At 72.5% G+C, this 20,824-nt stretch carries 21 protein-coding genes; 18 read left to right on the forward strand and 3 right to left on the reverse strand.

What is annotated here, in order from left to right:
• Positions 1-143 precede the first annotated feature (143 nt).
• Both K5S26_RS15610 and K5S26_RS15615 read left to right on the forward strand, forming a co-directional pair.
• A complete protein-coding gene (locus tag K5S26_RS15610; protein ID WP_221859879.1) occupies positions 144-1,493 on the forward strand; it encodes a hemolysin family protein in 1,350 nt (449 codons plus the stop codon).
• Positions 1,490-2,545: a hemolysin family protein gene (locus K5S26_RS15615; protein WP_221859881.1), complete on the forward strand. Its 1,056-nt coding sequence runs from the start codon at positions 1,490-1,492 to the stop codon at positions 2,543-2,545. The genes K5S26_RS15610 and K5S26_RS15615 overlap by 4 nt, the downstream gene beginning before the upstream one ends.
• 57 nt (positions 2,546-2,602) lie before the next feature.
• On the opposite strand, the gene K5S26_RS15620 is transcribed toward K5S26_RS15615, so the two are convergent.
• Entirely contained in the window at positions 2,603-3,697 is a 1,095-nt protein-coding gene (locus K5S26_RS15620) for an NADH:flavin oxidoreductase/NADH oxidase (RefSeq protein WP_221859883.1), read from the reverse strand.
• A gap of 62 nt (positions 3,698-3,759) precedes the next feature.
• On the opposite strand from K5S26_RS15620, the gene K5S26_RS15625 reads away from it, so the two are divergent.
• The 3 genes from K5S26_RS15625 to K5S26_RS15635 are packed head-to-tail and all read left to right on the forward strand — an operon-like array spanning position 3,760 to position 6,367.
• Entirely contained in the window at positions 3,760-4,647 is an 888-nt protein-coding gene (locus tag K5S26_RS15625) for an ADP-dependent NAD(P)H-hydrate dehydratase (protein WP_221859885.1), read from the forward strand.
• A 9-nt stretch (positions 4,648-4,656) separates the two neighbouring features.
• Positions 4,657-5,997: a hypothetical protein gene (locus K5S26_RS15630; protein WP_308123019.1), complete on the forward strand. Its 1,341-nt coding sequence runs from the start codon at positions 4,657-4,659 to the stop codon at positions 5,995-5,997.
• Between the two features lie 52 nt (positions 5,998-6,049).
• Entirely contained in the window at positions 6,050-6,367 is a 318-nt protein-coding gene (locus K5S26_RS15635; protein ID WP_221859887.1) for a thiamine-binding protein, read from the forward strand.
• A 15-nt stretch (positions 6,368-6,382) separates the two neighbouring features.
• Here K5S26_RS15635 and K5S26_RS15640 read toward each other — a convergent pair whose 3' ends face one another.
• Entirely contained in the window at positions 6,383-7,297 is a 915-nt protein-coding gene (locus tag K5S26_RS15640; protein ID WP_221859889.1) for a LysR family transcriptional regulator, read from the reverse strand.
• Positions 7,298-7,382: 85 nt separating this feature from the next.
• Here K5S26_RS15640 and K5S26_RS15645 point away from each other — a divergent pair, with 85 nt between their 5' ends.
• The 9 genes from K5S26_RS15645 (at position 7,383) to K5S26_RS15685 (ending at position 15,360) form a co-directional block, all read left to right on the forward strand.
• A complete protein-coding gene (locus K5S26_RS15645) occupies positions 7,383-8,126 on the forward strand; it encodes an SDR family NAD(P)-dependent oxidoreductase (protein ID WP_221859890.1) in 744 nt (247 codons plus the stop codon).
• Positions 8,123-8,836, forward strand: coding sequence for an SDR family NAD(P)-dependent oxidoreductase (locus K5S26_RS15650; protein WP_221859892.1), 714 nt, complete (start codon positions 8,123-8,125; stop codon positions 8,834-8,836). The genes K5S26_RS15645 and K5S26_RS15650 overlap by 4 nt, the downstream gene beginning before the upstream one ends.
• Before the next feature lie 40 nt (positions 8,837-8,876).
• A complete protein-coding gene (locus tag K5S26_RS15655) occupies positions 8,877-9,764 on the forward strand; it encodes a transporter substrate-binding domain-containing protein (RefSeq protein ID WP_221859894.1) in 888 nt (295 codons plus the stop codon).
• Between the two features lie 95 nt (positions 9,765-9,859).
• Positions 9,860-10,606: an amino acid ABC transporter ATP-binding protein gene (locus tag K5S26_RS15660; protein WP_221860021.1), complete on the forward strand. Its 747-nt coding sequence runs from the start codon at positions 9,860-9,862 to the stop codon at positions 10,604-10,606.
• A 5-nt stretch (positions 10,607-10,611) separates the two neighbouring features.
• Positions 10,612-11,253 carry an amino acid ABC transporter permease gene (locus tag K5S26_RS15665; RefSeq protein WP_221859896.1) on the forward strand — a complete coding sequence of 214 codons (642 nt, stop codon included), beginning with the start codon at positions 10,612-10,614 and terminating at the stop codon, positions 11,251-11,253.
• On the forward strand, positions 11,253-11,897 hold the full coding sequence (locus K5S26_RS15670) for an amino acid ABC transporter permease (protein ID WP_221859898.1): 645 nt from the start codon (positions 11,253-11,255) through the stop codon (positions 11,895-11,897). Before K5S26_RS15665 ends, K5S26_RS15670 begins: the two co-directional genes overlap by 1 nt.
• Positions 11,894-12,727 carry an aspartate/glutamate racemase family protein gene (locus K5S26_RS15675; RefSeq protein ID WP_221859900.1) on the forward strand — a complete coding sequence of 278 codons (834 nt, stop codon included), beginning with the start codon at positions 11,894-11,896 and terminating at the stop codon, positions 12,725-12,727. The genes K5S26_RS15670 and K5S26_RS15675 overlap by 4 nt, the downstream gene beginning before the upstream one ends.
• A gap of 16 nt (positions 12,728-12,743) precedes the next feature.
• Positions 12,744-14,030, forward strand: a complete 1,287-nt coding sequence (locus K5S26_RS15680) for a flavin-containing monooxygenase (RefSeq protein ID WP_221859902.1) — start codon at positions 12,744-12,746, stop codon at positions 14,028-14,030.
• Positions 14,031-14,142: 112 nt separating this feature from the next.
• Entirely contained in the window at positions 14,143-15,360 is a 1,218-nt protein-coding gene (locus K5S26_RS15685) for an MFS transporter (RefSeq protein ID WP_246604111.1), read from the forward strand.
• A 37-nt stretch (positions 15,361-15,397) separates the two neighbouring features.
• Here K5S26_RS15685 and K5S26_RS15690 read toward each other — a convergent pair whose 3' ends face one another.
• Positions 15,398-16,417, reverse strand: coding sequence for a LacI family DNA-binding transcriptional regulator (locus K5S26_RS15690; RefSeq protein ID WP_221859904.1), 1,020 nt, complete (start codon positions 16,415-16,417; stop codon positions 15,398-15,400).
• Positions 16,418-16,578: 161 nt separating this feature from the next.
• Here K5S26_RS15690 and K5S26_RS15695 point away from each other — a divergent pair, with 161 nt between their 5' ends.
• The 4 genes from K5S26_RS15695 (at position 16,579) to K5S26_RS15710 (ending at position 20,684) form a co-directional block, all read left to right on the forward strand.
• A complete protein-coding gene (locus tag K5S26_RS15695; RefSeq protein ID WP_221859906.1) occupies positions 16,579-17,571 on the forward strand; it encodes an asparaginase in 993 nt (330 codons plus the stop codon).
• A 32-nt stretch (positions 17,572-17,603) separates the two neighbouring features.
• On the forward strand, positions 17,604-18,482 hold the full coding sequence (locus tag K5S26_RS15700; RefSeq protein WP_221860025.1) for a polysaccharide deacetylase family protein: 879 nt from the start codon (positions 17,604-17,606) through the stop codon (positions 18,480-18,482).
• 91 nt (positions 18,483-18,573) lie between these two features.
• Positions 18,574-19,923, forward strand: coding sequence for an MFS transporter (locus K5S26_RS15705; protein WP_221859908.1), 1,350 nt, complete (start codon positions 18,574-18,576; stop codon positions 19,921-19,923).
• Complete coding sequence (locus K5S26_RS15710; RefSeq protein WP_221859909.1) at positions 19,920-20,684, forward strand: SDR family NAD(P)-dependent oxidoreductase; 765 nt, start codon at positions 19,920-19,922, stop codon at positions 20,682-20,684. The genes K5S26_RS15705 and K5S26_RS15710 overlap by 4 nt, the downstream gene beginning before the upstream one ends.
• The last annotated feature ends 140 nt before the right edge of the window (positions 20,685-20,824 follow it).

Genomic DNA, 20,824 nt, shown 5'->3' on the forward strand with positions numbered 1-20,824 from the left:
CGGGGCGGCCCCCCCGCCCGCCCCCCCCCCCCCCCCCCCCCCCCCCCCCACGCCCCTAGACTGCTGAGCACGATGGACGACCCTCCCAGTTGCAGTAGTTCGCCCCACAGCCGCACCTCGCCCCTTCGGGGAGGTGATTCTTGATGGACGTCATCCTGATCGGCGTGGGGCTCCTCCTGACGGTGGGCACCGGCCTCTTCGTCGCCAGCGAGTTCGCGCTCGTCAACCTCGACCGTGCTGAGCTCGAGGCCCGGCAGCAGCGCGGCGAGCCGCGCCTGACCATGACGATCTCCGCGCTGCGACGCACGTCGACCCACCTCTCCAGCGCGCAGCTCGGCATCACGCTGACCACTCTTCTGACCGGATACACGCTCGAGCCGGCGTTCTCGCACCTGATCGCGCCCGTCCTGCTCTCGTGGGGGATCGCGGAGGGCGCCGTCGCGCCGATCGCGACCGTCGTGGCGATGACGGTCGCGACGATCCTGTCGATGATCCTCGGCGAGCTGGTCCCGAAGAACTTCGCGCTCGCGGTGCCGCTCGCCACGGCGAAGATCGTCGCTCCCTTCCAGATCGCGTTCACCGCCGTGTTCCGGCCCGCGATCGCGCTGCTCAACGGCAGCGCCAACGCGGTGCTGCGCTCGATGGGCATCGAGCCGAAGGAGGAGCTCTCGGGGGCCCGCACTGCCGAGGAGCTCTCCTCGCTCGTGCGGCGTTCGGCGGTCGCCGGCGTGCTCGAGGAGGACACGGCCACGCTGCTCGACCGCACCCTGAACTTCTCGCGGCTGTCCGCCGGTGACGTGATGACGCCGCGCCCGCGCGTGCACGCCGTCGCCGCCGGCGACTCGACGGACGACGTGATCGAGCTCGCACGCCAGACCGGCCACAGCCGGTTCCCGGTGTTCGACGAGTCGATGGACGACATCGTCGGGATCGTGCACCTCAAGGCCGCCGTGTCGGTGCCGCGCGGTCGGCGGGCCGACGTGCCGGCCGCCGCGCTCGCGACGGAGCCGCTGCGCGTGCCCGAGACCGTCCACCTCGACCAGCTCGTGTCGGAGCTGCGCTCGCGCGGCTACCAGATGGCGATCGTCGTCGACGAGTACGGCGGCACCGCGGGCGTCGTCACGCTCGAGGACCTCGTGGAGGAGATCGTGGGCGAGGTCGCCGACGAGCACGACCGGCGCCTCGCCGGCGTCGTGCGCCACCGCGACTCGCTGACCTTCCCGGGTCAGCTGCGCCCCGACGAGCTGCGCGACCGCGCCGAGATCGTGGTGCCCGAGGACGACGCCTACGACACGGTCGGCGGCTACATCATGAGCGTGCTCGAGCGGATCCCCGTGGTCGGCGACGCGGTGCGCGTCGAGGACGGCGTGCTGGCCGTCGAGCGGATGGACGGGCGACGCGTCGATCGCGTGCGGTACACCCCCGACCCGCTGCCGAGCGACGGGAACGACGACCTGCCCGGCATGGTCTCGGAGAAGGGGGGCGAGGCATGAGCGACTGGATGGGAATCGTCTGGCTGGTGGTGCTGCTGCTCGCGAACGCGTTCTTCGTGGGCGCCGAGTTCGCGGTGATCTCCGCGCGCCGCTCGCAGATCGAGCCGCTCGCCGAGCGCGGCTCGCGCGCGGCGAAGACCGCGCTCTACGCGATGGAGCATGCGACGCTGATGCTCGCGACGTCGCAGCTGGGCATCACGATCTGCTCGCTGCTGATCCTGAACGTGTCGGAGCCCGCGATCCACCACCTCTTCGCGGTGCCGATCGGCCTGCTCGGCCTGCCGGAGGCACTGGTGGACACGGTCGCGTTCGTGATCGCGCTGCTGCTGGTGTCGTACCTGCACGTGGTGTTCGGCGAGATGGTCGCCAAGAACATCGCGTTCTCGGTGCCGGACAGGGCGGTGCTGATCCTCGCCACGCCTCTGGTGTGGGTGTCGAAGGTCTTCCACCTGGTCATCTGGGCGCTGAACTGGGTCGCCAACGCGGTGCTGCGGCTGTTCCGGGTGGAGCCCAAGAACGAGGCCGCGTCGACGTTCACGCTCGACGAGGTCGCCACGATCGTCACCCAGTCGCGCCGAGAGGGCGTGCTGGACGACGTGTCGGGCGCCGTCGCCGCCGCCGTGGAGTTCACGGACAAGAAGGCCGCGGACGTCGCGGTGCCGCTGGGCGACATCGTCGCCCTGCCCGAGACGACCACGCCCGAGCAGATCGAGCGCGCCGTCGCGAAGCACGGCTACTCGCGGTACGTGATCGTCGACCCCGAGGGCGAGCCGATCGGGTACGTGCACCTGAAGGACGTGCTGCGCGCGGCCGGCGACGGGGACGTGCCCGAGAAGGCGCTGCGCCCGATCCCGGCCAAGCGGATCCACCACATGGTGCCGGTGCAGGAGACGACCGACCTCGAGGACGCGCTGGCGCTCATGCGCCGCGCGGGTCGTCACCTCGCTCGCGTGCGCGACTCCGAGGGCCGCACCACGGCCGTGCTGTTCCTCGAGGACATCCTGGAGGAGCTGATCGGCGAGATCCACGACGCCACCCGGCGCACCCGATGACGCACCGGTGAGAGACGGCCCCTGCCCGACCGGGTGGGGGCCGTCTCTCGTACGGGGTCAGCGCGTCGGGCGGAAGGCCCTGATGTACTGCGGTGGCCAGATGCTCTCCGGCGCCTCGCCCAGCTCCCCGGCGGCGCGCAGGCCGAAGTGCGGGTCGCGCAGCCACTCTCGCGCCGCGAAGATCGCGTCGGCATCGCCGTCCCGGAGGATCTGCTCGGCCTGGACCCCCGACGTGATGATGCCCACCGCGGCGACGGGAGCGTCCGAGAGCTCGCGCACCCGCGCGGCGAACGGCACCTGGTACCCCGGGCCCACCGCGAGCTGCTGGTGGGCGACGAGCCCGGCGCTCGAGACGTCGATGAGGTCGGCGCCGGCGTCGACCGCCCAGCGCGACACCTGCGCGACGTCGTCGGGCTCCAGGCCGCCGGGCGCGGCGTCGGACGCCGAGAAGCGCACGAGCACCGGCACGCCCTCGCCGGCCTCGGCGCGCACCGCGCGGACGACGTCGACGACGACGCGCGCACGGTTCTCGAGCGTGCCGCCCCATTCGTCGGAGCGACGGTTGCTGAGCGGCGAGAGGAACTCGTGCAGCAGGTATCCGTGCGCGGCGTGCACCTCCAGCACGTCGAACCCGGCGTCGAGCGCGCGGCGCGTCGCGGCGCGGAACGCCTCGACGAGCGCCTCGATCCCGGACGCGTCCAGGGCGACCGGCTCGGCGAAGCCCTCGTAGGCGACCGCCGAGGGGGCGACGGCGGTCCAGCCGCCGTCTGCGGCCGGCACGCTGCCGTGGAGCGCGAGGCCGTCGCGCGTGGCGAACGGCCACCACGTCGACCCCTTGCGGCCGGCGTGCGCCAGCTGGATGCCCGCGAGCGACCCGCGCGCGTGGATCGCGTCGACGACCGGGCGCCAGGCGTCGCGCTGGTCGTCGTTCCAGATGCCGGTGTCGCGCGGGGAGATCCGCCCCTCGGGAACCACGGCGGTGGCCTCCGCCACGACGAGTCCCGCGCCGCCCGACGCGAACTGCGCCAGGTGCACGTGGTGCCAGTCGTTCGGCACTCCCTCCTCGGCGGAGTACTGACACATCGGCGCCACCCACAGGCGGTTGCGGAAGGTCGTCTCGCGCAGGGTCAGGGGGCTGAACAACAGGCTCATGTATCTCCGATCGCACCGGACCCCCGGCGGGGGACGTCGCGGTGGGCGTTATCGTGGCGGGCATGACGGCACGCGAGTGGACCGCGCGGGACGCGGCAGGCGTCCTGCAGGTGCCAACGGCGACCTCCCACAAGTATTCCCGGGGAGTGGTGGGCCTGCGCACCGGCTCGCCCGCCTACCCGGGGGCCGCGGTGCTGACGGTCGAGGGGGCGGCGCGCGCCGGGGCCGGGATGGTGCGCTGGCTCGGGGAACCGGAGGTGGCGCGGCTCGTGCTGCACCGCCGGCCCGAGACCGTGACCGGCGAGGGGCGCACCGACGCGTGGGTGCTCGGGTCGGGTGTGGACGCGCGGTCGCGGCCGGACGAGGTGCGCGCGGCGATGCTCGGAGCCCTGCGGTCGGGCGCGCCCACGGTCGTCGACGCCGGCGCGCTCGACCTCGCCGCGGAGGCGCGGGGTCCGATCGTCGTCACGCCGCACGACGGCGAGCTGCGCGAGGTGCGCATCCCCCTCGGCCTCGGCGTCGACGACCTCGAGGGGGAGGACCCGCTGCAGGACCGCCTGCGGCGCGGCTTCGACGAGCGGCTGCTGGTGGCGCGCGAGACCGCCGTCGCGCTCGGCGGCGTCGTGCTGCTGAAGGGCGCGGTGACGATCGTCGCCGCGCCGACCGGGTGGTGGACGGCCGTGCGCGCGGGCACGCCCTGGCTCGCGACCGCGGGCACCGGCGACGTCCTCGCCGGCGCCATCGGGGCGCTGGCCGCCGCCGCGGCGGCGAACGGCCCGATCGACGCCGACGCCCTGGGGCCGGTGGCGGCGACGGGCGCGTGGCTGCACGGCCACGCGGGGCGTCTGGCCTCGGGGGTCGCCGGCGGTGAGGCCGGTCACCCCGTCACGGCTCTGGACGTCGCCGCGCACCTGCCGGCCGCGTACGCGGCGGCGCTCGCCGCTTCCTAGGATGGTCGCGTGCAGACACGTCGGTTCGGTGCGGCGCGCGCCGGCGGGGGACGCGGCGTGAGGGCCTGGCTGTGGGCCGGCTTCCTCGTCGTGCACGCTCTCGTGGCCTGGCTGGGCTGGGCGCTGCCGAACCAGCCGATGGGCGACGTGTACCTCGTGTACGAGCCCTGGTCGACGTCTGCGCTGCAGGGCGCCGGCGTCGTGGGGATCACCGAGGACTGGGTGTACCCGCATCTCGCGCTCGCGCCCATGATCCTCGCGCACGCCTTCGCGTGGCTCGGCGGCTACACGGTGGCGTGGGCGGTCCTGGTGACCCTGCTCGACGCCGTGGGCTTCTGGCTGCTGCTGGGCGACGGCCGTTCCCGTGGCCGACGGGCGGCGGCGCGGTTCTGGCTCGCTTTCGCGCTGCTCCTCGGCCCGGTCGGGATGTACCGCATCGACGCCGTCACGGTGCCGCTCGCCGTCGTCGGGCTGCTGCTGCTCGCGCGGAGGCCCCTCGTCGCGTCGGCGCTTCTGGCAGCGGGGGCGTGGATCAAGGTGTGGCCCGCGGCGCTGCTCGCTGCGGCCGTCGTCGCCGTCCGCCGCCGCGGGGAGGTGCTCTCCGGCGCGCTCGTGACGACGGCGGTCATCGTCGTCGTCGTGCTGCTGTCGGGCGGGGCCGCGCATCTGCTCGGCTTCGTCACGGCCCAGACCGGCCGGGGGCTGCAGCTCGAGGCGCCCGTGAGCACGGCGTACGTGTGGGGGGATGCGCTCGGAGTGGAGGGCTGGTGGCTGTTCTACGACGACCAGATCCTGACGTTCCAGGTGACCGGCCCCAACGTCGACGTCGTGATCGCGCTGATGACGCCGCTGCTCGCGGCCGTGGCGCTCGCGCTCATGCTGATGGGCGCGGTGAAGGTGCGCCGCGGCGCCTCGGTCCTCCGGCTGCTCCCGCCTCTCGCCCTCGCGCTGGTCGCCGCGCTGATCGCCCTGAACAAGGTGGGCTCGCCGCAGTTCCACGACTGGCTGATCGCCCCGCTCGTGCTCTGGATCGTCCTCGACCGGCGACGGGCCCGGCCGCTCGCGGCGCTCGCCCTCGTGGCGGCGGCGCTGACGCAGGCCGTGTACCCGGTTCTGTACGGTGGCCTGCTCGCCGCCGAGCCTGTCGCCGTGTCGGTGCTGACCGCTCGCAACGTCGTCGTCGTCGCGCTCATGGTGTGGGCGATCGTCCGGCTCGCACGGGTGCCCGTCCCCGATCGCGTCCGCGTGCCCCGCGGGACCGTGCCGGCCGTGGGGCGCACCATCGGAGGGGGTGCGCCGGCCCGTCCGGCCATCGCCGCGCCGGACGGCGAGAGTCCGGGAAGCCCGTAGGCCGGAAGACCACGCGCCGAGAGGCGCCAGACCGAGGAAGAGGACCACCGCCATGCTCGTCGCCTTCTCCGTCGCCCCCTCCGGGGCGGCCGCCGACAACCCGGACGGCTCCGTCCATGACGCCGTCGCCGCCGCGGTCAAGGTCGTGCGCGATTCCGGCCTGCCTCATCGCACGACGTCGATGTTCACCGAGATCGAGGGCGAGACCTGGGACGAGGTGATGGACGTCGTCAAGCGCGCGACCGAGGCCGTCCTGCCGTTCGGCAGCCGCGTCTCGCTGGTGCTGAAGGCCGATATCCGTCCCGGCCGTTCCGGGGAGATCGACGGCAAGATCGAGCGTCTCGAGGCCGCGATCTCCGATCTGGAGTGACGCGCGGACGGGCGCTCAGGCGTTCTGGATGCGCGCCAGGGAGCGCCGAGCGAGCGCCATGAACTCGGCCGTCGCGGGCGAGATCGATCCGCGGCGGCGGGTGATGAACGCGTAGCTCTCCTCGACGGCCGGCTCCAGGCGGGTCCACGACAGCCCGCGGTCCGCCATCACCGACCGCCCGACGTGGTACGACACCAGCGAGTCGCCCACGCCCTGCGCGGCCAGCTCGAGGGCGTGCGTCTGGAACTCGACCTCGATGATCGGCTCGAGGACGATGCCGGCTGACTGGGCACGTTCCAGCAGGGATACGCGGAGGGGATCGCTCGTCGACCAGCGAGCCTCCGAGAGGATGAGCTTCCGCGTCGCCAGGGTCGCGATGTCGATCGGGGCCGCGGTGTTCGCCTTCTCCCGGGAGACGTAGACGACCTGGTCGACGAACGCCGTGCGGGAGACCTGCAGCTCGCGGGCGTCTATCGGCAGCTGGACCAGCCCGGCCTCGATGCGTCCGGCGCGCACGGCATCGGCGACCTCGGCGGAGTTGAGGCCGGTGACCTGGATCTGGACCCCGGGATGCAGGGAGTGGAACTCGCGGATCAGGTCCGTGAGCAGGTACAGGTGCGCGCTGTTGAACGTGCCGAACGACACGGTGCCCTCCTCCAGGGCGCGCACGCTCCGGCCGAGCTTCGTGATCTCCACGACGTCACCGATCGCCTTCTCGGCGAGCGGCAGCAGCTGCTTGCCCGCGTCGGTGAGCAGCACGCGGCGCGACGTCCGCGTGAACAGCCGCACGTCGAGGGTCCGCTCCAGCACGGTGATCTGCTCGGAGAGGCTCGGCTGCGCGATCCGCAGCTCGAGGGCGGCGGCCGCGAAGGTGCCGAGCCGCGCGGCGGTGACGAAGTACTCGAGCTGGCGGATCGTCGGGAGCGGCATGGCGCACCTTCCTCAAGGTTTTACCTATCGCGAACATACAACAATCAGGCTTGTCCTAGTTCGCGGATCCCGATTCGATGAACGGGTGCCACATCTGAACGAGGGACAGGACCTGACCACGGCGACCGGCGTCGCCCTCATCACGGGCGCCGCCAGCGGCATGGGGCTGAGCACCGCCGAGCTTTTCCTGAGCCGCGGGTGGACCGTGCTGGCGCTCGACATCACCGCGGCCGCGATCGAGCCGACGGGGTCGGGCCGGCTGATCGCCCTCGCCGCCGACGTCCGCTCCCGCGACGCGGTGTCGGCGGCGATCGGCGCGGCGTTGCCGGAGGGCGAGCGGATCGACGTCGTCGCCAACATCGCCGGCGTCTATCCTCCGACCACGCTCGACACCTACACCGACGAGCTCTACCGCCGGGTCTTCGACATCAACGTGCTCGGCGTGCTGAACGTCATCGCCGCGGCCCGCCCCTGGCTGCGCGAGGGAGCCAGCGTCGTCAACTTCGCCTCGGTGGACGCCTACGAGGTGTCGCGGGGCCAGCTGCTCTACGGCGCCTCGAAGGCCGCGGTGGTCATGCTGACGAAGTCGCTGGCACTCGAGCTCGCGCCGGCTCGCATCCGCGTGAACGGGATCGCGCCGGGCTGGGTGGCGACGCCGGGGAACGCCGCCACGGGCCGGATGGAGGCCGCCGCGGCGTCGATCCCGCTGGGGCGCGTGGCCCAGCCTGCCGAGATCGCCGCCTGGGTGTGGCTCATCTCCCACGGCGAGCACGCGGGCTTCCTGACGGGCGAGACGATCGTCCTCGCCGGCGGCGACGTGATGCGATGAGCGCCGTCGTGATCACCGGGGCCGCGAGCGGGCAGGGCGCCGCCCACGCCGCCGTGCTGAGCGCCGCCGGTCATCGCGTCGTCATCGCCGACGTCCAGGACGAGGCGGGCGAGACCCTCGCCGCCGGGCTGCGGGCGACCGGTGGGGACGCTGTGTACCGCCGCCTCGACGTCGGCGACGAGGGCGGCTGGGCCGCGCTCGCGGACGAGCTGCGCGAGCGGCCCGAGCCGGTGCACGGTCTGGTGAACAACGCGGGCATCCTGCGCCACGCCCTCATCGCCGACACCTCGGTGGACGCGTGGGCGCGGCAGGAGCGGGTGAACTCGCTCGGGGCGTTCCTCGGCATCCGGACGATCGCCCCGCTGATCGTCGACGGCGGGGCCATCGTGAACGTCTCCTCGACCGCCGCGCTCGTGGGGTCGACCGGATACGCCGCCTACTCCGCCTCCAAGGCCGCCCTGCTCGCGCTGACACGCGTCGCCGCCGTCGAGCTCGCGCCTCGGATCCGTGTGAACGCGATCTGTCCCGGAGGCGTGGCCACGCCGATGAACGACGACGAGCCGCCGGGAGGCAGCAGCTCGGGCACCCCGCTCGGGCGCAGAGCCCGACCGGAGGAGGTGACCCCGTTGATCCGCTACCTGCTCTCGGACGCCGCGTCGTTCGTGACGGGCTCCGTGTTCACGATCGACGGCGGCCTCACCGCGACCTGACCAGTCCCACCCCACCCGATACAGCGGAAGGACCCCACCCATGCACCGAGACACCCCCCTCCCTGGCGCGCGAAGGCTCGCCCTGCGAGCCGGCGCCGCCGCGTCCGTCGCCCTCGGCCTGGCCCTGGCCGGCTGCTCCAGCGCCGGACCCGCCACGTCGTCCGTCGCCGCCGACTGCACGCCCGCACACGACGACCTCACCACCTTCACCGAGGGGACCCTCACGGTCGGGGTGCCCGAGAACCTGCCCTACTCCGGCACCAGCGGCACCGACGCCACCGGCGCCGACGTCGACCTGCTGAAGCTCGTCGCGGAGACCGAGTGCCTCGAGATCGCCTACGTGCCGATCACCTACGCGAACGGCATCGCGATGATCACCGAGCAGCACAAGGCCGACGTCATCACCGGCGGCTGGTACGTGACGGAGGATCGCGCGAAGCAGGTCGGCTTCACGAGCCCCACCCAGTACGACGCGATGGCGATCGTCTCGGCGGACGGCATCAGCACGGTCGACGAGCTGCTGGAGGTCGGCGACGTCGGCTCGGGCGCCGGATTCTCCTGGGAGGCGGACTCGTCCGCCCTGCTGGGCGACAGCTACAAGAGCTATCCCGGCACGGTCGAGATGAAGCAGGACCTGGTCAACGGCCGGATCCAGGCGTCCCTCGACGGCTACGCCGTCGCGCTGATCGCCTACGAGGGCACCGACTTCGAGGTCGAGGCCGTCGAGCCGGACTCCCGGATCGCGGTCACCGAGGACCCGCCGATCATCTCGTACCCGATCGACCCCGACAACCAGGCGCTCTCGGATGCCGTCAGCGAGCTGATCGACGGCTGGCGCGAGGACGGCACGCTCGCCGACGTCCTCGGCGAGTACGACCTGGCCGACCTCATCGTCCCGGCCGACGTGGCCGCGACCTCCCTCCGCTGACCCCTCGACGGGGTCGGCCGGCGGCCGGCCCCGTCCCTACCCAGAGAGGAGCTGCTGTGCCCAGCCCCCTTCTCACCCAGCAGAACGAGCTGGCCATGGCCGGGGTCGAGATCGAGCACCTGTCGAAGAGCTTCGGCAGCAACCTCGTCCTCGACGACATCTCGATGTCGGTCCGCCCCGGCAGCGTCACGGCCCTGATCGGGCCCTCCGGCTCCGGCAAGAGCACCCTGCTGCGGTGCGTGAACCTGCTGGAGACCCCCGACGCCGGTCGCGTCACGGTCGGCAGCCAGTCGATCGACGCCGGGACCCCGCTGCCCGCCAAGGACCTCCTGGCGCTGCGTCGCCAGATCGGCATGGTCTTCCAGTCCTTCAACCTGTTCCCGCACCTCACCGTGCTGCGCAACATCGCCTTCCCGCAGGAGAGGATCCTCGGACGCAGCCGCGAGGAGGCCGAGGCCCGCGCGCTCACGCTCCTCGAGCGCGTGGGTCTGCGCGACAAGGCGGGCGCCCACCCCGCCCGGTGCTCAGGCGGGCAGCAGCAGCGCATCGCGATCGTCCGTGCCCTGGCGCTCGGACCGCGCGCCATGCTGTTCGACGAGCCCACGAGCGCGCTCGACCCCGAGGTGGGCGTCGAGGTGCTCGCCGTGATGCGGGAGCTCGCGGACACGGGGATGACGATGATCGTCGTCACCCACGAGATGCAGTTCGCGCGCGACGTCTCCGACCACCTGGTCGTCATGGCGGACGGTCGGATCATCGAGGAGGGCGAGCCGGGACGGATCATGTCCGATCCGCGCGAGGAGCGCACGCGCCGCTTCCTGTCCGCCGTGATGGGGCGCTGATCCGCATGCCGGAGGTCGTCTCGATCGTCCTGCTGGGCCTGCCCCTGACTCTCCTCGTCACGGCGCTGTCGTTCGCGATCGGACTGGTCGGAGGGGTGCCCATCATGCTCGGGCTGCGGTCGCGCTTCGCGCCCGTGCGCCTGTCGCTGCGCCTCGTCGTGGACCTCGTCCGCGGCGTGCCGCCGCTCGTGTGGCTGTTCCTGCTCTACTTCGGCGTGTCCGTCGGCTCGGTCCGGCTCGACTCGCTCACCGCGGCGGTGCTGGCGCTCGGCGTGATCTCGTCCGCCTATCTCGCGGAGATCTACCGGGGCGGCTTCGCGACGCTGCCCGGCGGGCAGGCCGAGGCGGCCGCCGCGCTCGGGCTCAGCCGGGCGACGTCGTTCGGCCGGATCCTGGCCCCGCAGGCGCTGCGCACCGCGCTGCCCTCCATGACCGCGTTCCTGCTGTCGCTCATCAAGGACTCGTCCCTGGCCTCCACGATCGGCGTCGCCGACATGGTCTTCCAGGCGAACCTCTTCACCCGGCAGAACACCGCCGAGGGCGGCTTCACGGCGTTCTTCGTCGCCGCGGCCGTCTACCTCGTCATCAGCGTCCCCATCGCGATCCTCGCGAGACGCCTCGACACCCGGATGCAGAGGAGCCGCTGATGGGCGCCCTGGAACACCTGCCGGTGCTCGGCCGGGGTCTGGTCGTCAGCCTCGAGCTGACCGCCATCTCCGTCGTCTTCGGCTACGCGCTCGGGCTGCTGCTGGCGCTGGGGGTCGCGTCCCGCAGGCCGTGGCTGAAGTGGCCGACGCTGGTGGTCGTCGAGATCGGCCGGGGCATCTCCGCGCTCGTCGTGCTCTACATCGTCTACTTCGGGCTGCCGTCGCTCGACATCGTGTTCGACTCGTTCTGGTCGGCCGCGGTGGGCCTGACCTTCACGGCCGGCGCCTATTCGTCGGAGATGATCCGCGCCGGCATCCAGTCGGTGCCCCGGGGCCAGACCGAGGCGGCGTCCGCGCTCGGCCTGACCGGCATGACGTCGTTCCTCCGGATCGTCCTGCCGCAGGGGCTGCGATCGGCCATCCCCGCGCTCATGGGGCTCGCCATCATGTCGTTCCAGGCCACCTCGCTGGCCTACTCGATCTCGGTCGGCGAGCTCATGGGCGAGTCCTATCGCGCCGCGGCCGTCACGTTCGAGTACCTGCAGGTGTACGCGATCACGGGCCTGATCTACGCCGTGATCTCCGTGCCGGCGACGTGGCTGTCCGTGATGGTCGAGCGGCGGCTCGCGCGGGGGCACGCGTGACGGCGGCGGACGGGGGACGGACGGTCACCTGGCTGGAGGCGACCGTCGGCGACCCGGCGCTCGGCGAGCTCTGGGACTTCCTGGCCGACCAGGTCGCGCTTCTCGCCGACGGGCGCGTCCGCACACGCATCCGGCACGTCGGCGTCGACGCGGGCGGCATCCGCACGCCCGCCAACCGGCTGCTCAGCGACGCCGCGATCCTGGCCACCGCGCTCGACGTGCAGGAGCAGTCGGACGCGATCGTGATTGGCTGCTGGGGAGCGCCGACGGAGCCCGTGCGCGCCGCGAGCACGGTGCCCGTCACCAGCCTGCCCGACGGAGCGAGCCGCGCCGTCGGCAGCCTGGCGCGCCGCGCGGTCGTGGTGACCGTGTCGCCGGCGCTCGTGCCGATCTTCCGCGACGACCTCACCCGGCTGGGCCCCGCCGGATTCCTGGCCGAGAGGCCCGTGCGGTCGTACGATCCGGAGTCGAGCCATGCCGACGTGGTGCGCGCCATCCACGACCCGGAGCCGCTCATCGAGCGCTTCGACGAGGTCGCGCGTGCGGCCGTCGAAGACGGCGCCGACGCGGTCGTCGTCGGCTGCGGCTATCTCGCCCCGTTGTTCACGCATCACGGCTACACGTCCGTCGGCGGTCACCCGGACGTGCCGGTGCTCGACTGCAACCGGCTCGCGTTCAGCCACGCCCTCCAGCTGCTCGACCTGGCCGCGGCCGGCATCGGTCCCACGGCGCGCGGGTACGTGCGGCCGTCCGGGGCGCGCGGGGTCGCCCTCGCCGCGGCGGCGATGCGCATGTCCTCGACGGCCGACGAGCCGTCCCCGCGCCCATGAGAAAGGAACACCATCCATGACCAGGTATTGCGTGATCGGAGCCGGCGCGGCCGGCCTGTCGACGCTCGATCAGCTGCGTCGCGCCGGCTACGAGGCCGACTGCTTCGAGCAGACCGATCGCGTCGGCGGGCACTGGCACACCGACTACGAGGCGCTGCATCTCATCACCGCCCGCGACCAGACCGTGTTCGAGGGCTTCCCGATGCCGGCCGAGTACCCGCACTTCCCGCGCCGAGACGAGGTGCGCGACTACATCGAGTCGTTCGCCCGCGAACGGGGGCTCTACGAGGCCATCCGGTTCGGCGCCCGGGTCGCGTCCGTCGTGCCGCTGCCGACCGACGGCACCCCGGGCGCGGGCGGGTGGCGGGTCACGCTGAGCGACGGCGAGGCGAGGGACTACGACGGCGTGTTCGTCGCCAACGGCCACCTCTGGGACGCGAAGGTGCCTGCCGTGTCGCAGGGCTTCAGCGGCACTCAGCTGCACTCGAGCGCGTACCGCAACACGGACGACCTGGGGGAGGGGCGCGTGCTCGTCGTGGGCGCCGGCAACTCGGGATGCGATCTCGCGGTGGACGCCGCGCAGCACCGGCACGAGGTCGACGTCGTGGTGCGGCACGGCGTGTTCTTCCAGCCCAAGTCGTACTTCGGCGTCCCGCGGCAGCAGCTCCCCTGGATGGAGCAGTTCTCGCCGGAGGAGCAGGACTTCATCGCCCGCATGCTCTCGCGGGTCTCGCTCGGCGACCCGGAGGTCTACGGGCTGCCGGCTCCGGCCGAGAAGACGCTCGCCGAGGGGCGGGCCGTCGTCAACAGCCTGCTGCTGTACTGGCTGCAGCACGGTCGCATCCACGTCGTGCCCGGCATCGACCGGATCGAGGGACGCACCGTCCGCTTCGCCGACGGCACGTCCCGCGACTACGGCACCATCCTGTGGGCGACGGGCTTCCATGCGTCGCTGCCCTTCCTGGACGACGCGCTCGTCCCGCGACGCGACGGGGTCCCGCTGCGCTACGCGGGTGGCCTGGTGCCGCAGGGGCTGGAGAAGCTCTACTACATCGGGCTGACGGCGCCCCGGGGCCCGCAGATCCCCGTGTACGGGATGCAGGCGAGGCTCGCCCTGCGTCTGCTCGCTCTGCACGAGGCGGCACCGGGCGGCACCGCGGACGTGCAGGCCTATCTCGCCGGGCTGCAGACGGCAGACGACCGCATCGACATCGTCCGGGTGGAGTGGTACGACCAGCTCGCCGACACCGAGCGACTGCTCGACGCGTACGCGGCGGCACGCGCGGCGGTCCCCGCCGTCTGAGCCGCCTCATCCGTCCCTGGGGCGGGGCACAGCCGCCCCAGGGACCCCGTCCCGTGCCGCTCTGCGGGCCACCCGGCGTCGACCGGCGCGCGGCGGCCGTAGGCTGTCATCCATGACCTCCTCGACCCCGTCGAGGGGGGCGGCGATGTGGGCGCTCCTCTCCCTCGCCCTCGGTTCCTTCGGCATCGGCATGACCGAGTTCGTCTCGATGGGCCTGCTCCCGGGCATCGCCCGTGACCTGCTGTCCGATGCGTGGACGACCGGGCAGGAGGGCGCGATCGCCCAGGCCGGCCTGCTGATCAGCGTCTATGCCCTCGGCGTCGTGATCGGCGCCCCGCTCATCGCGGGGTACGCGGCGCGGTTCGCCCGGCATCGCGTGCTGATCGTGCTCGCGTCCGGGCTGCTCCTCGGCAACCTGCTGACGGTGCTCGCGCCGACGTTCGAGACGGTCGCGGTGGCCCGCCTCATCGCGGGGCTCCCGCACGGCGCGTACTTCGGCATCGCGGCGATCGTGGCCGCCGACCTGCTCGGACCGGGAAAGCGTGCGCAGGGCGTGTCGATCGTGATGAGCGGTCTCACGGTGGCGAACGTGGTCGGCGTGCCCGTGGGCACCTGGCTCGGCCAGCTCGCCGGCTGGCGCGTCGCCTACGGCGTCGTGGTGGGGCTGTTCGCGCTCGCCGCGGTGATGATCGCGCTCGTGGTGCCCGCGTCTCCGGGGGACGGGTCGAGGTCGCTGCGCCACGAGCTGGGCGTGTTCCGACTCGGGCAGGTGTGGCTGACGCTCGGCATCGGCGCGATCGGCTTCGGATCGTTCTTCGCCATCTACAGCTACATCTCGCCGCTGATGACCGAGGTCGCCGGCGCCCCGGAGTGGACGGTGCCGATCGTGCTGGTCTCGACCGGGCTCGGCATGACCGTCGGCAACCTGGTCGGCGGCGTCGTCGCGGACCGGAACCTGCCGCGCGCGCTGGTCGTCGCCTTCGTGCTGCTCGCGATCGGGTCGGCGGTCGTCGGCGTCGCGGCGGCGAACCCCGTGACGCTCGTGGGCGCCATGTTCCTCTTCGGCGCGATCAGCGCGCTCGCCGGCCCCGCGGTTCAGACGCGGCTCATGGACGTCTCGGGCGACCGTCCCACGATCGCGGCGGCGCTCAACCACTCGGGCATGAACGTGGGCAACAGCCTCGGCGCCGCGCTCGGGGGCGCGGTGATCGCGCTCGGCTGGGGCTACGTGGCGCCGGCGTGGCTCGGCATCGTGCTGGCGGTGCTGGGGGTGGGGATCGTGATGACGAGCCTCGCGGTCGAGCGGCGAGCGGTGGTGCTCGCCGCCTGAGCGCGAGGTCCCGGGTCGTGGTGCGCGGCGGGCGGCGTCAGATCGTCGACGCGCGCACCACCAGCTCGGGCGGCAGCAGCTGCGATGCGGGCTCGCCCCCGGCGATCAGGTCGGCCAGCGCGACGAGGGCCCGGCGCCCCATCTCATGCATGGGGGACCGGATCGTCGTGAGCGGGATGCTGACCGACGCCGCGAGCGGCGTGTCGTTGTAGCCGACGAGCGCCACGTCGTCGGGCACGCTCAGGCCGTGCTCGCGCAACGCGCCGAGGCAGCCGATCGCGGCGAAGTCGTTGGTCGCGAACACGGCGTCGGGGCGCGCACCCGCGGCCAGGATCTCCCGCATCGCCTCCGCGCCGGCGGGCGCGTCGAAGCCCCGGTAGACGATCCGCTCCGGCGGCACGTCGACCCCGGCCTCGGCGAACCGGTCGAGCAGGCCCTGGGTGCGGTCCATCGCCGTGGAGGCGAACTCGAGGCCGGCGAGCACGGCGACGTCGACGCGGCCGATCTCGAGGAGGTGCTCGGCGACCAGGCGCCCGCCGAGGTAGTCGTCGCACGTGACGGAAACATGCGGCGGCTTGCGCCGCGAGGTCAGCACGAACCGCACCCCCTGTTCCGCCAGCTCGTCGAGGAAGGGGTCGTTCAGGTGCGCGTCGCCGAAGATCAGCCCGTCGACCCGGCGGTCGAGCATCTCCTGCGTGCGGGTGCGCTGCTGGTCGACGCGGTCCAGCGAGTTGGTGACGAACGTCGAGAACCCGCGCTCGGCCGCGGCCTCGTCCACTCCCTCGTAGATGGTCGCGAGCACGAAGTCCTGCAGGCGCGGCACGATCATCGCGACGGTGTTCGACCGGGCCGTCCGCAGGCTCGCCGCATGCGGGTTGCGCCGGTAGCCGTGCGCGGCCGCGATGCGCAGGATCTCCTCGACCTTCGCGGGGGAGGCCCAGCGGGAGGCCTGGTCGGCGTCGGCGGCGAGCACTCGCGAGACCGTCGTGATCGAGACGCCGGCGAGCTGGGCGATCGCGCGCTGCGTGATGGGGCGGCGCGGGGGGAGGTGGGGCATCGACGTCCGTTCGGTGGGAGCTGTTGACGCAATATTGCCGCAAATCCTCGCAACACGGAATTTACATAATCGTTCACGTCAAACGTTTGCGGAAATCGGTTGACGTCGCCAAGGTGGACCCAGGAGAGCCGCCGCGACGAGGCGGCGGCGGAAGGAGCGAGATGTCGCACGTCGTACTGCTCGGCACCGGCGGGACGATCGCCTCGCGCGATCAGGCCGGGGGCGGCGCGCGCGCGACAGACGGCAGCGCGACCCTGATCGCCCAGCTCGAGGGCGCTGCCGACGGCTCGCCGGAGGTCCGCACCGTCGACGTGCTCAGCGTGAACTCCTTCAACCTCACGCTCGGCCACCTCCGCTCGATCGGAGACGCGGTGCGGGCGGCCCTCGCCGAGCCCGATGCGCTCGGCGTCGTCGTCACGCACGGCACCGACACCCTCGAGGAGACGGCGGCGTACCTGGCGGCGGTGCACGCCGACCCGCGGCCGGTCGTCCTGACCGGAGCCCAGCGAGCCGCCGACCGGCGGGACAGCGACGGGCCCGCCAACCTCGCCGACGCGATCCGCGTCGCGGGGGCGGAGGAGAGCCGGTCGCGGGGTGTGCTGGTCTCGTTCTCCGGCGAGATCCACGCCGCGCTCGGCATCCGCAAGACCCACACGATCGCACCGCGTCCCTTCTCGAACACCCTCGGCGGCCCCCTCGGCCGCATGGCCGACGACGGCCCCGCGTTCCACCTCAGCCCCGCTGCGGGCATCCGCGTGGCACAGCCCGGTCCCGCGTTCGACGGGATGCGCGTTGACATCGTCCTTGCGTATCCCGGTGCCGACGGCGGGCTGATCGACGCCGCGATCGCGCAGGGCGCCGCGGGCGTGGTCGTGCTCGGCGGAGGCTCGGGCAATCCGGGCCGGGAGATGACCGACGCGATCGCGCGCGCCACGGCGGGCGGCGTCGTCGTCGCACTCGGCACCCGCACCGGGGCGGGACCGGTGCAGCCCGTCTACGGCGGCGGCGGAGCCGTGGACGCCGTCGAGGCGGGTGCCGTGCCCCTCGGCCCGTTGCCCGCCACGCAGGCCCGGGTGCTCCTGGCGATGCTGCTCTCGGCCCACCCCGCCCCCGAGGCGGCGGAGCGGCTCCGCGCTCTCGTCAGCACCCTCTGACCGTACGAATCCACCCACAGAAAGGCACCATGATGGCAAAAGAGATCTTCGTGGCATTCGGCATCGACGTCGATGCCGTCGGCGGCTGGCTCGGGTCCTACGGCGGCGAGGACTCGCCCGGGGACATCTCGCGCGGCGTCTTCGCGGGCGAGGTGGGCGTGCCCCGCCTCAACCGGCTGCTGGCGAAGTACGACCTGCCGAGCACCTGGTTCTGGCCGGGCCACTCGATCGAGACGTTCCCGGAGCAGTTCGACCAGGTCGTCGCCGCGGGGCACGAGATCGGCGTCCACGGCTACAGCCACGAGAACCCGATCGCGATGACCCGCGAGCAGGAGACCGAGATCCTGACCTACTGCATCGACCTCATCGAGAAGCGGTCGGGACGGCGCCCCACCGGGTACGTCGCCCCGTGGTGGGAGTTCTCGCCGGTGACGAACGAGCTGCTGATCGAGCAGGGCATCACGTACGACCACTCGCTGATGCACCGCGACTTCGAGCCGTACTACGTCCGCGTCGGCGACACCTGGGACAAGATCGACTACGGCCGTCCCGCGAGCACCTGGATGAAGCCCCTCGTGCGCGGCCGCGAGACCGACCTCGTCGAGATCCCCGCGAGCTGGTACCTCGACGACCTCCCCCCGATGATGTTCATCAAGTCGAGCCCGAACAGCCACGGCTTCGTCAACCCGCGCGACATCGAGCAGATGTGGAAGGACCAGTTCGACTGGGTCTACCGCGAGCAGGACTACGGCGTGGTCACGTTCACGATCCACCCGGACGTCTCGGGACGCCCGCAGGTGCTGCTGATGCTCGAACGGCTCATCGAGCACATCAACGCCCACGAGGGCGTGCGCTGGGCGACGTTCGACGAGATCGCCGGCGACTTCCTCGTGCGCTCGCCCCGCGCCTGACCGGCGCCCGCAGACGCCCCACCCGCGCCGATCCCCGTCGGCGCGCCCGTCCCCACCCCTCACCCCACTCACCCCAGAAAGAAGACTGATCATGGCGACCCCCACGCTGCGCAGGGTCGGTGTCAAAGAGACCCGGCGCGCCACCGGCATCGCGTTCTTCGCATGGACCATCGCGGTCTACGACTTCATCCTCTTCGGCACACTGCTGCCGCGGATCGAGGAGGGCTTCGGCTGGGACACCAGCTTCGCGCTGCTCGTGTCCACGCTCGTCAGCATCGGCACCTTCGTGGTCGTGATGCTCGTCGGCCCCCTCGTCGACCGGCTCGGCCGCCGAAAGGGCATGGTGATCTCCGTCGGCGGCACCGCGGCCTCCTCCGCGGCGACCGCCCTCAGCCAGGGCGCCGTCTCCCTCGTCGGCGTCCGCTCGATCTCGGGCCTCGGACTCGCCGAGCAGTCGGTGAACGCGACCTACCTCAACGAGCTCTACGCCCTCACCGAGGACACCAAGATCAAGCGGAACCAGGGTTTCGTCTACTCGATGGTGCAGACCGGGTGGCCGATCGGCGCGCTGCTCGCCGCCGGCTTCGTCGCGATCGTCACCGCGGTCTTCGGGGCCGAGAACTGGCGCATCGCCTTCCTGCTCGCCACCATCCCGGCCGTCGTCGTGGCGCTCGTCTGCCTCGTCCTCAAGGAGAGCCCCCAGTTCGTCGCCATGCGGCACATCCGCAAGCTGCGCGCCGACGGCCAGGCGGCCGAGGCGGAGGAGTTCGCCCGCGCCGTCGGCCTCACGGCCCACAAGGGCGCGCCCTTCCGCCGCATCTTCGAGAAGAAGCACCTGCGCAACACGATCGTGCTGTCGCTCGCCTGGCTGTTCAACTGGTTCGGCATCCAGACCTTCTCGGTGCTCGGCACGACCGTGCTCGAGACCGGCAAGGGCATCGACGCGTCCAACGCGCTGCTGATGATCGTGGTGTCGAACCTCGTCGGCGCCGCCGGCTACCTGACGCACGGCTGGCTCGGCGACCGCCTCGGCCGCAAGAACGTCATCGTGGGCGGCTGGCTGCTCGGCGGCGTCATGTTCGCCCTGATGCTGCTGGGGCCGAGCGACACGGGGTTCGTCCTCGTGACCTACATGCTGGGGCTGTTCTTCCTGCTCGGCCCGTACGCGGCGATCATGTTCTACCAGGCCGAGTGCTTCGACGCCGACTGCCGTGCGACCGGCTCGACGTTCATCGGGGCGATGAGCCAGCCGGGTGCCGTGATCGGCGGCTTCATCCTGACCGGACTCGTCTCGGCCGCCGTGCCGTTCTCGCTGGCGGCGCTCGTGGTCGGGGCGGCGGGCACGTTCGTCTCCGGCCTGGTGATGATGTTCGCCAAGCACGTGGTGCCCGACCGCGGCGAGCCGGCCGAGATCCCGGCGCCCGCCGAGGTGCCCGCATGAGCGCCGGCGCGGTCACCCTGATCTCGGGCGGCGCGTCGGGCATCGGCCGCGCCAGCGCCGCGCGGCTGGCCGCCGACGGGCACCGGGTCGTCATCGGGCACTACGCCGCCGACCCGCACGACCCCGAGGAGACCCTTGCGCTGGTGCGCCAGGCCGGCGGGGAGGCGATCGTCGCCGACCTGGACGTGTCGAGCACGGCGTCGACCGACGCGTTCGCGCAGGCGGCGCTGTCGGCCTACGGGCGGATCGACCACATCGTCGCGAACGCCGGCATCCTGCGCCGCGCCGCGTTCGCGGAGATGACCGACGAGGCGTGGGACGCCATGCTGCAGGTCGACCTGCACGGCGTGATGCGTCTCGCCCGCGCCGCCGTGCCGCACCTCGGTGTGGGCGGCTCGATCGTGGCGGTGTCGTCCATCGCGGGCGGCGTCTACGGCTGGGAGGAGCACGCGCACTACGCGGCCGCGAAGGCGGGCGTGCTGGGTCTCGTCCGCAGCCTCGCCGTCGAGCTCGGGCCGCGCGGCATCCGCGCGAACTCGATCATCCCCGGCCTGATCGAGTCGCCGCAGTCGCTCGACGAGGTCAACTCCCTCGGGCCCGACGGGCTGCGGGCAGCCGGCGAGTACATCCCCTGGGGGAGGGTCGGACGCCCCGAAGAGGTGGCGAGCGTGGTCGCGTTCCTCCTCTCCGCGGACGCCGCCTACGTCAGCGGGCAGGCGATCGTCGTCGACGGCGCCCTGACCGTCGCGATGAGGAGCTGAGCCGTGATCGGCTACGCAGGCCTGCTGGCGGGGCGCACCGCTCTGGTGACCGGCGCCGCCAGCGGCATCGGTCGCGCGGGCGGCGAGCACCGGCGCCGCGCCGGGGCCCGCGGCGTGCGCGCCGAGCGCCGCCCCCGGGT

Source organism: Microbacterium marinilacus (assembly GCF_019753765.1).
Classification (GTDB): Bacteria; Actinomycetota; Actinomycetes; order Actinomycetales; family Microbacteriaceae; genus Microbacterium; species Microbacterium marinilacus.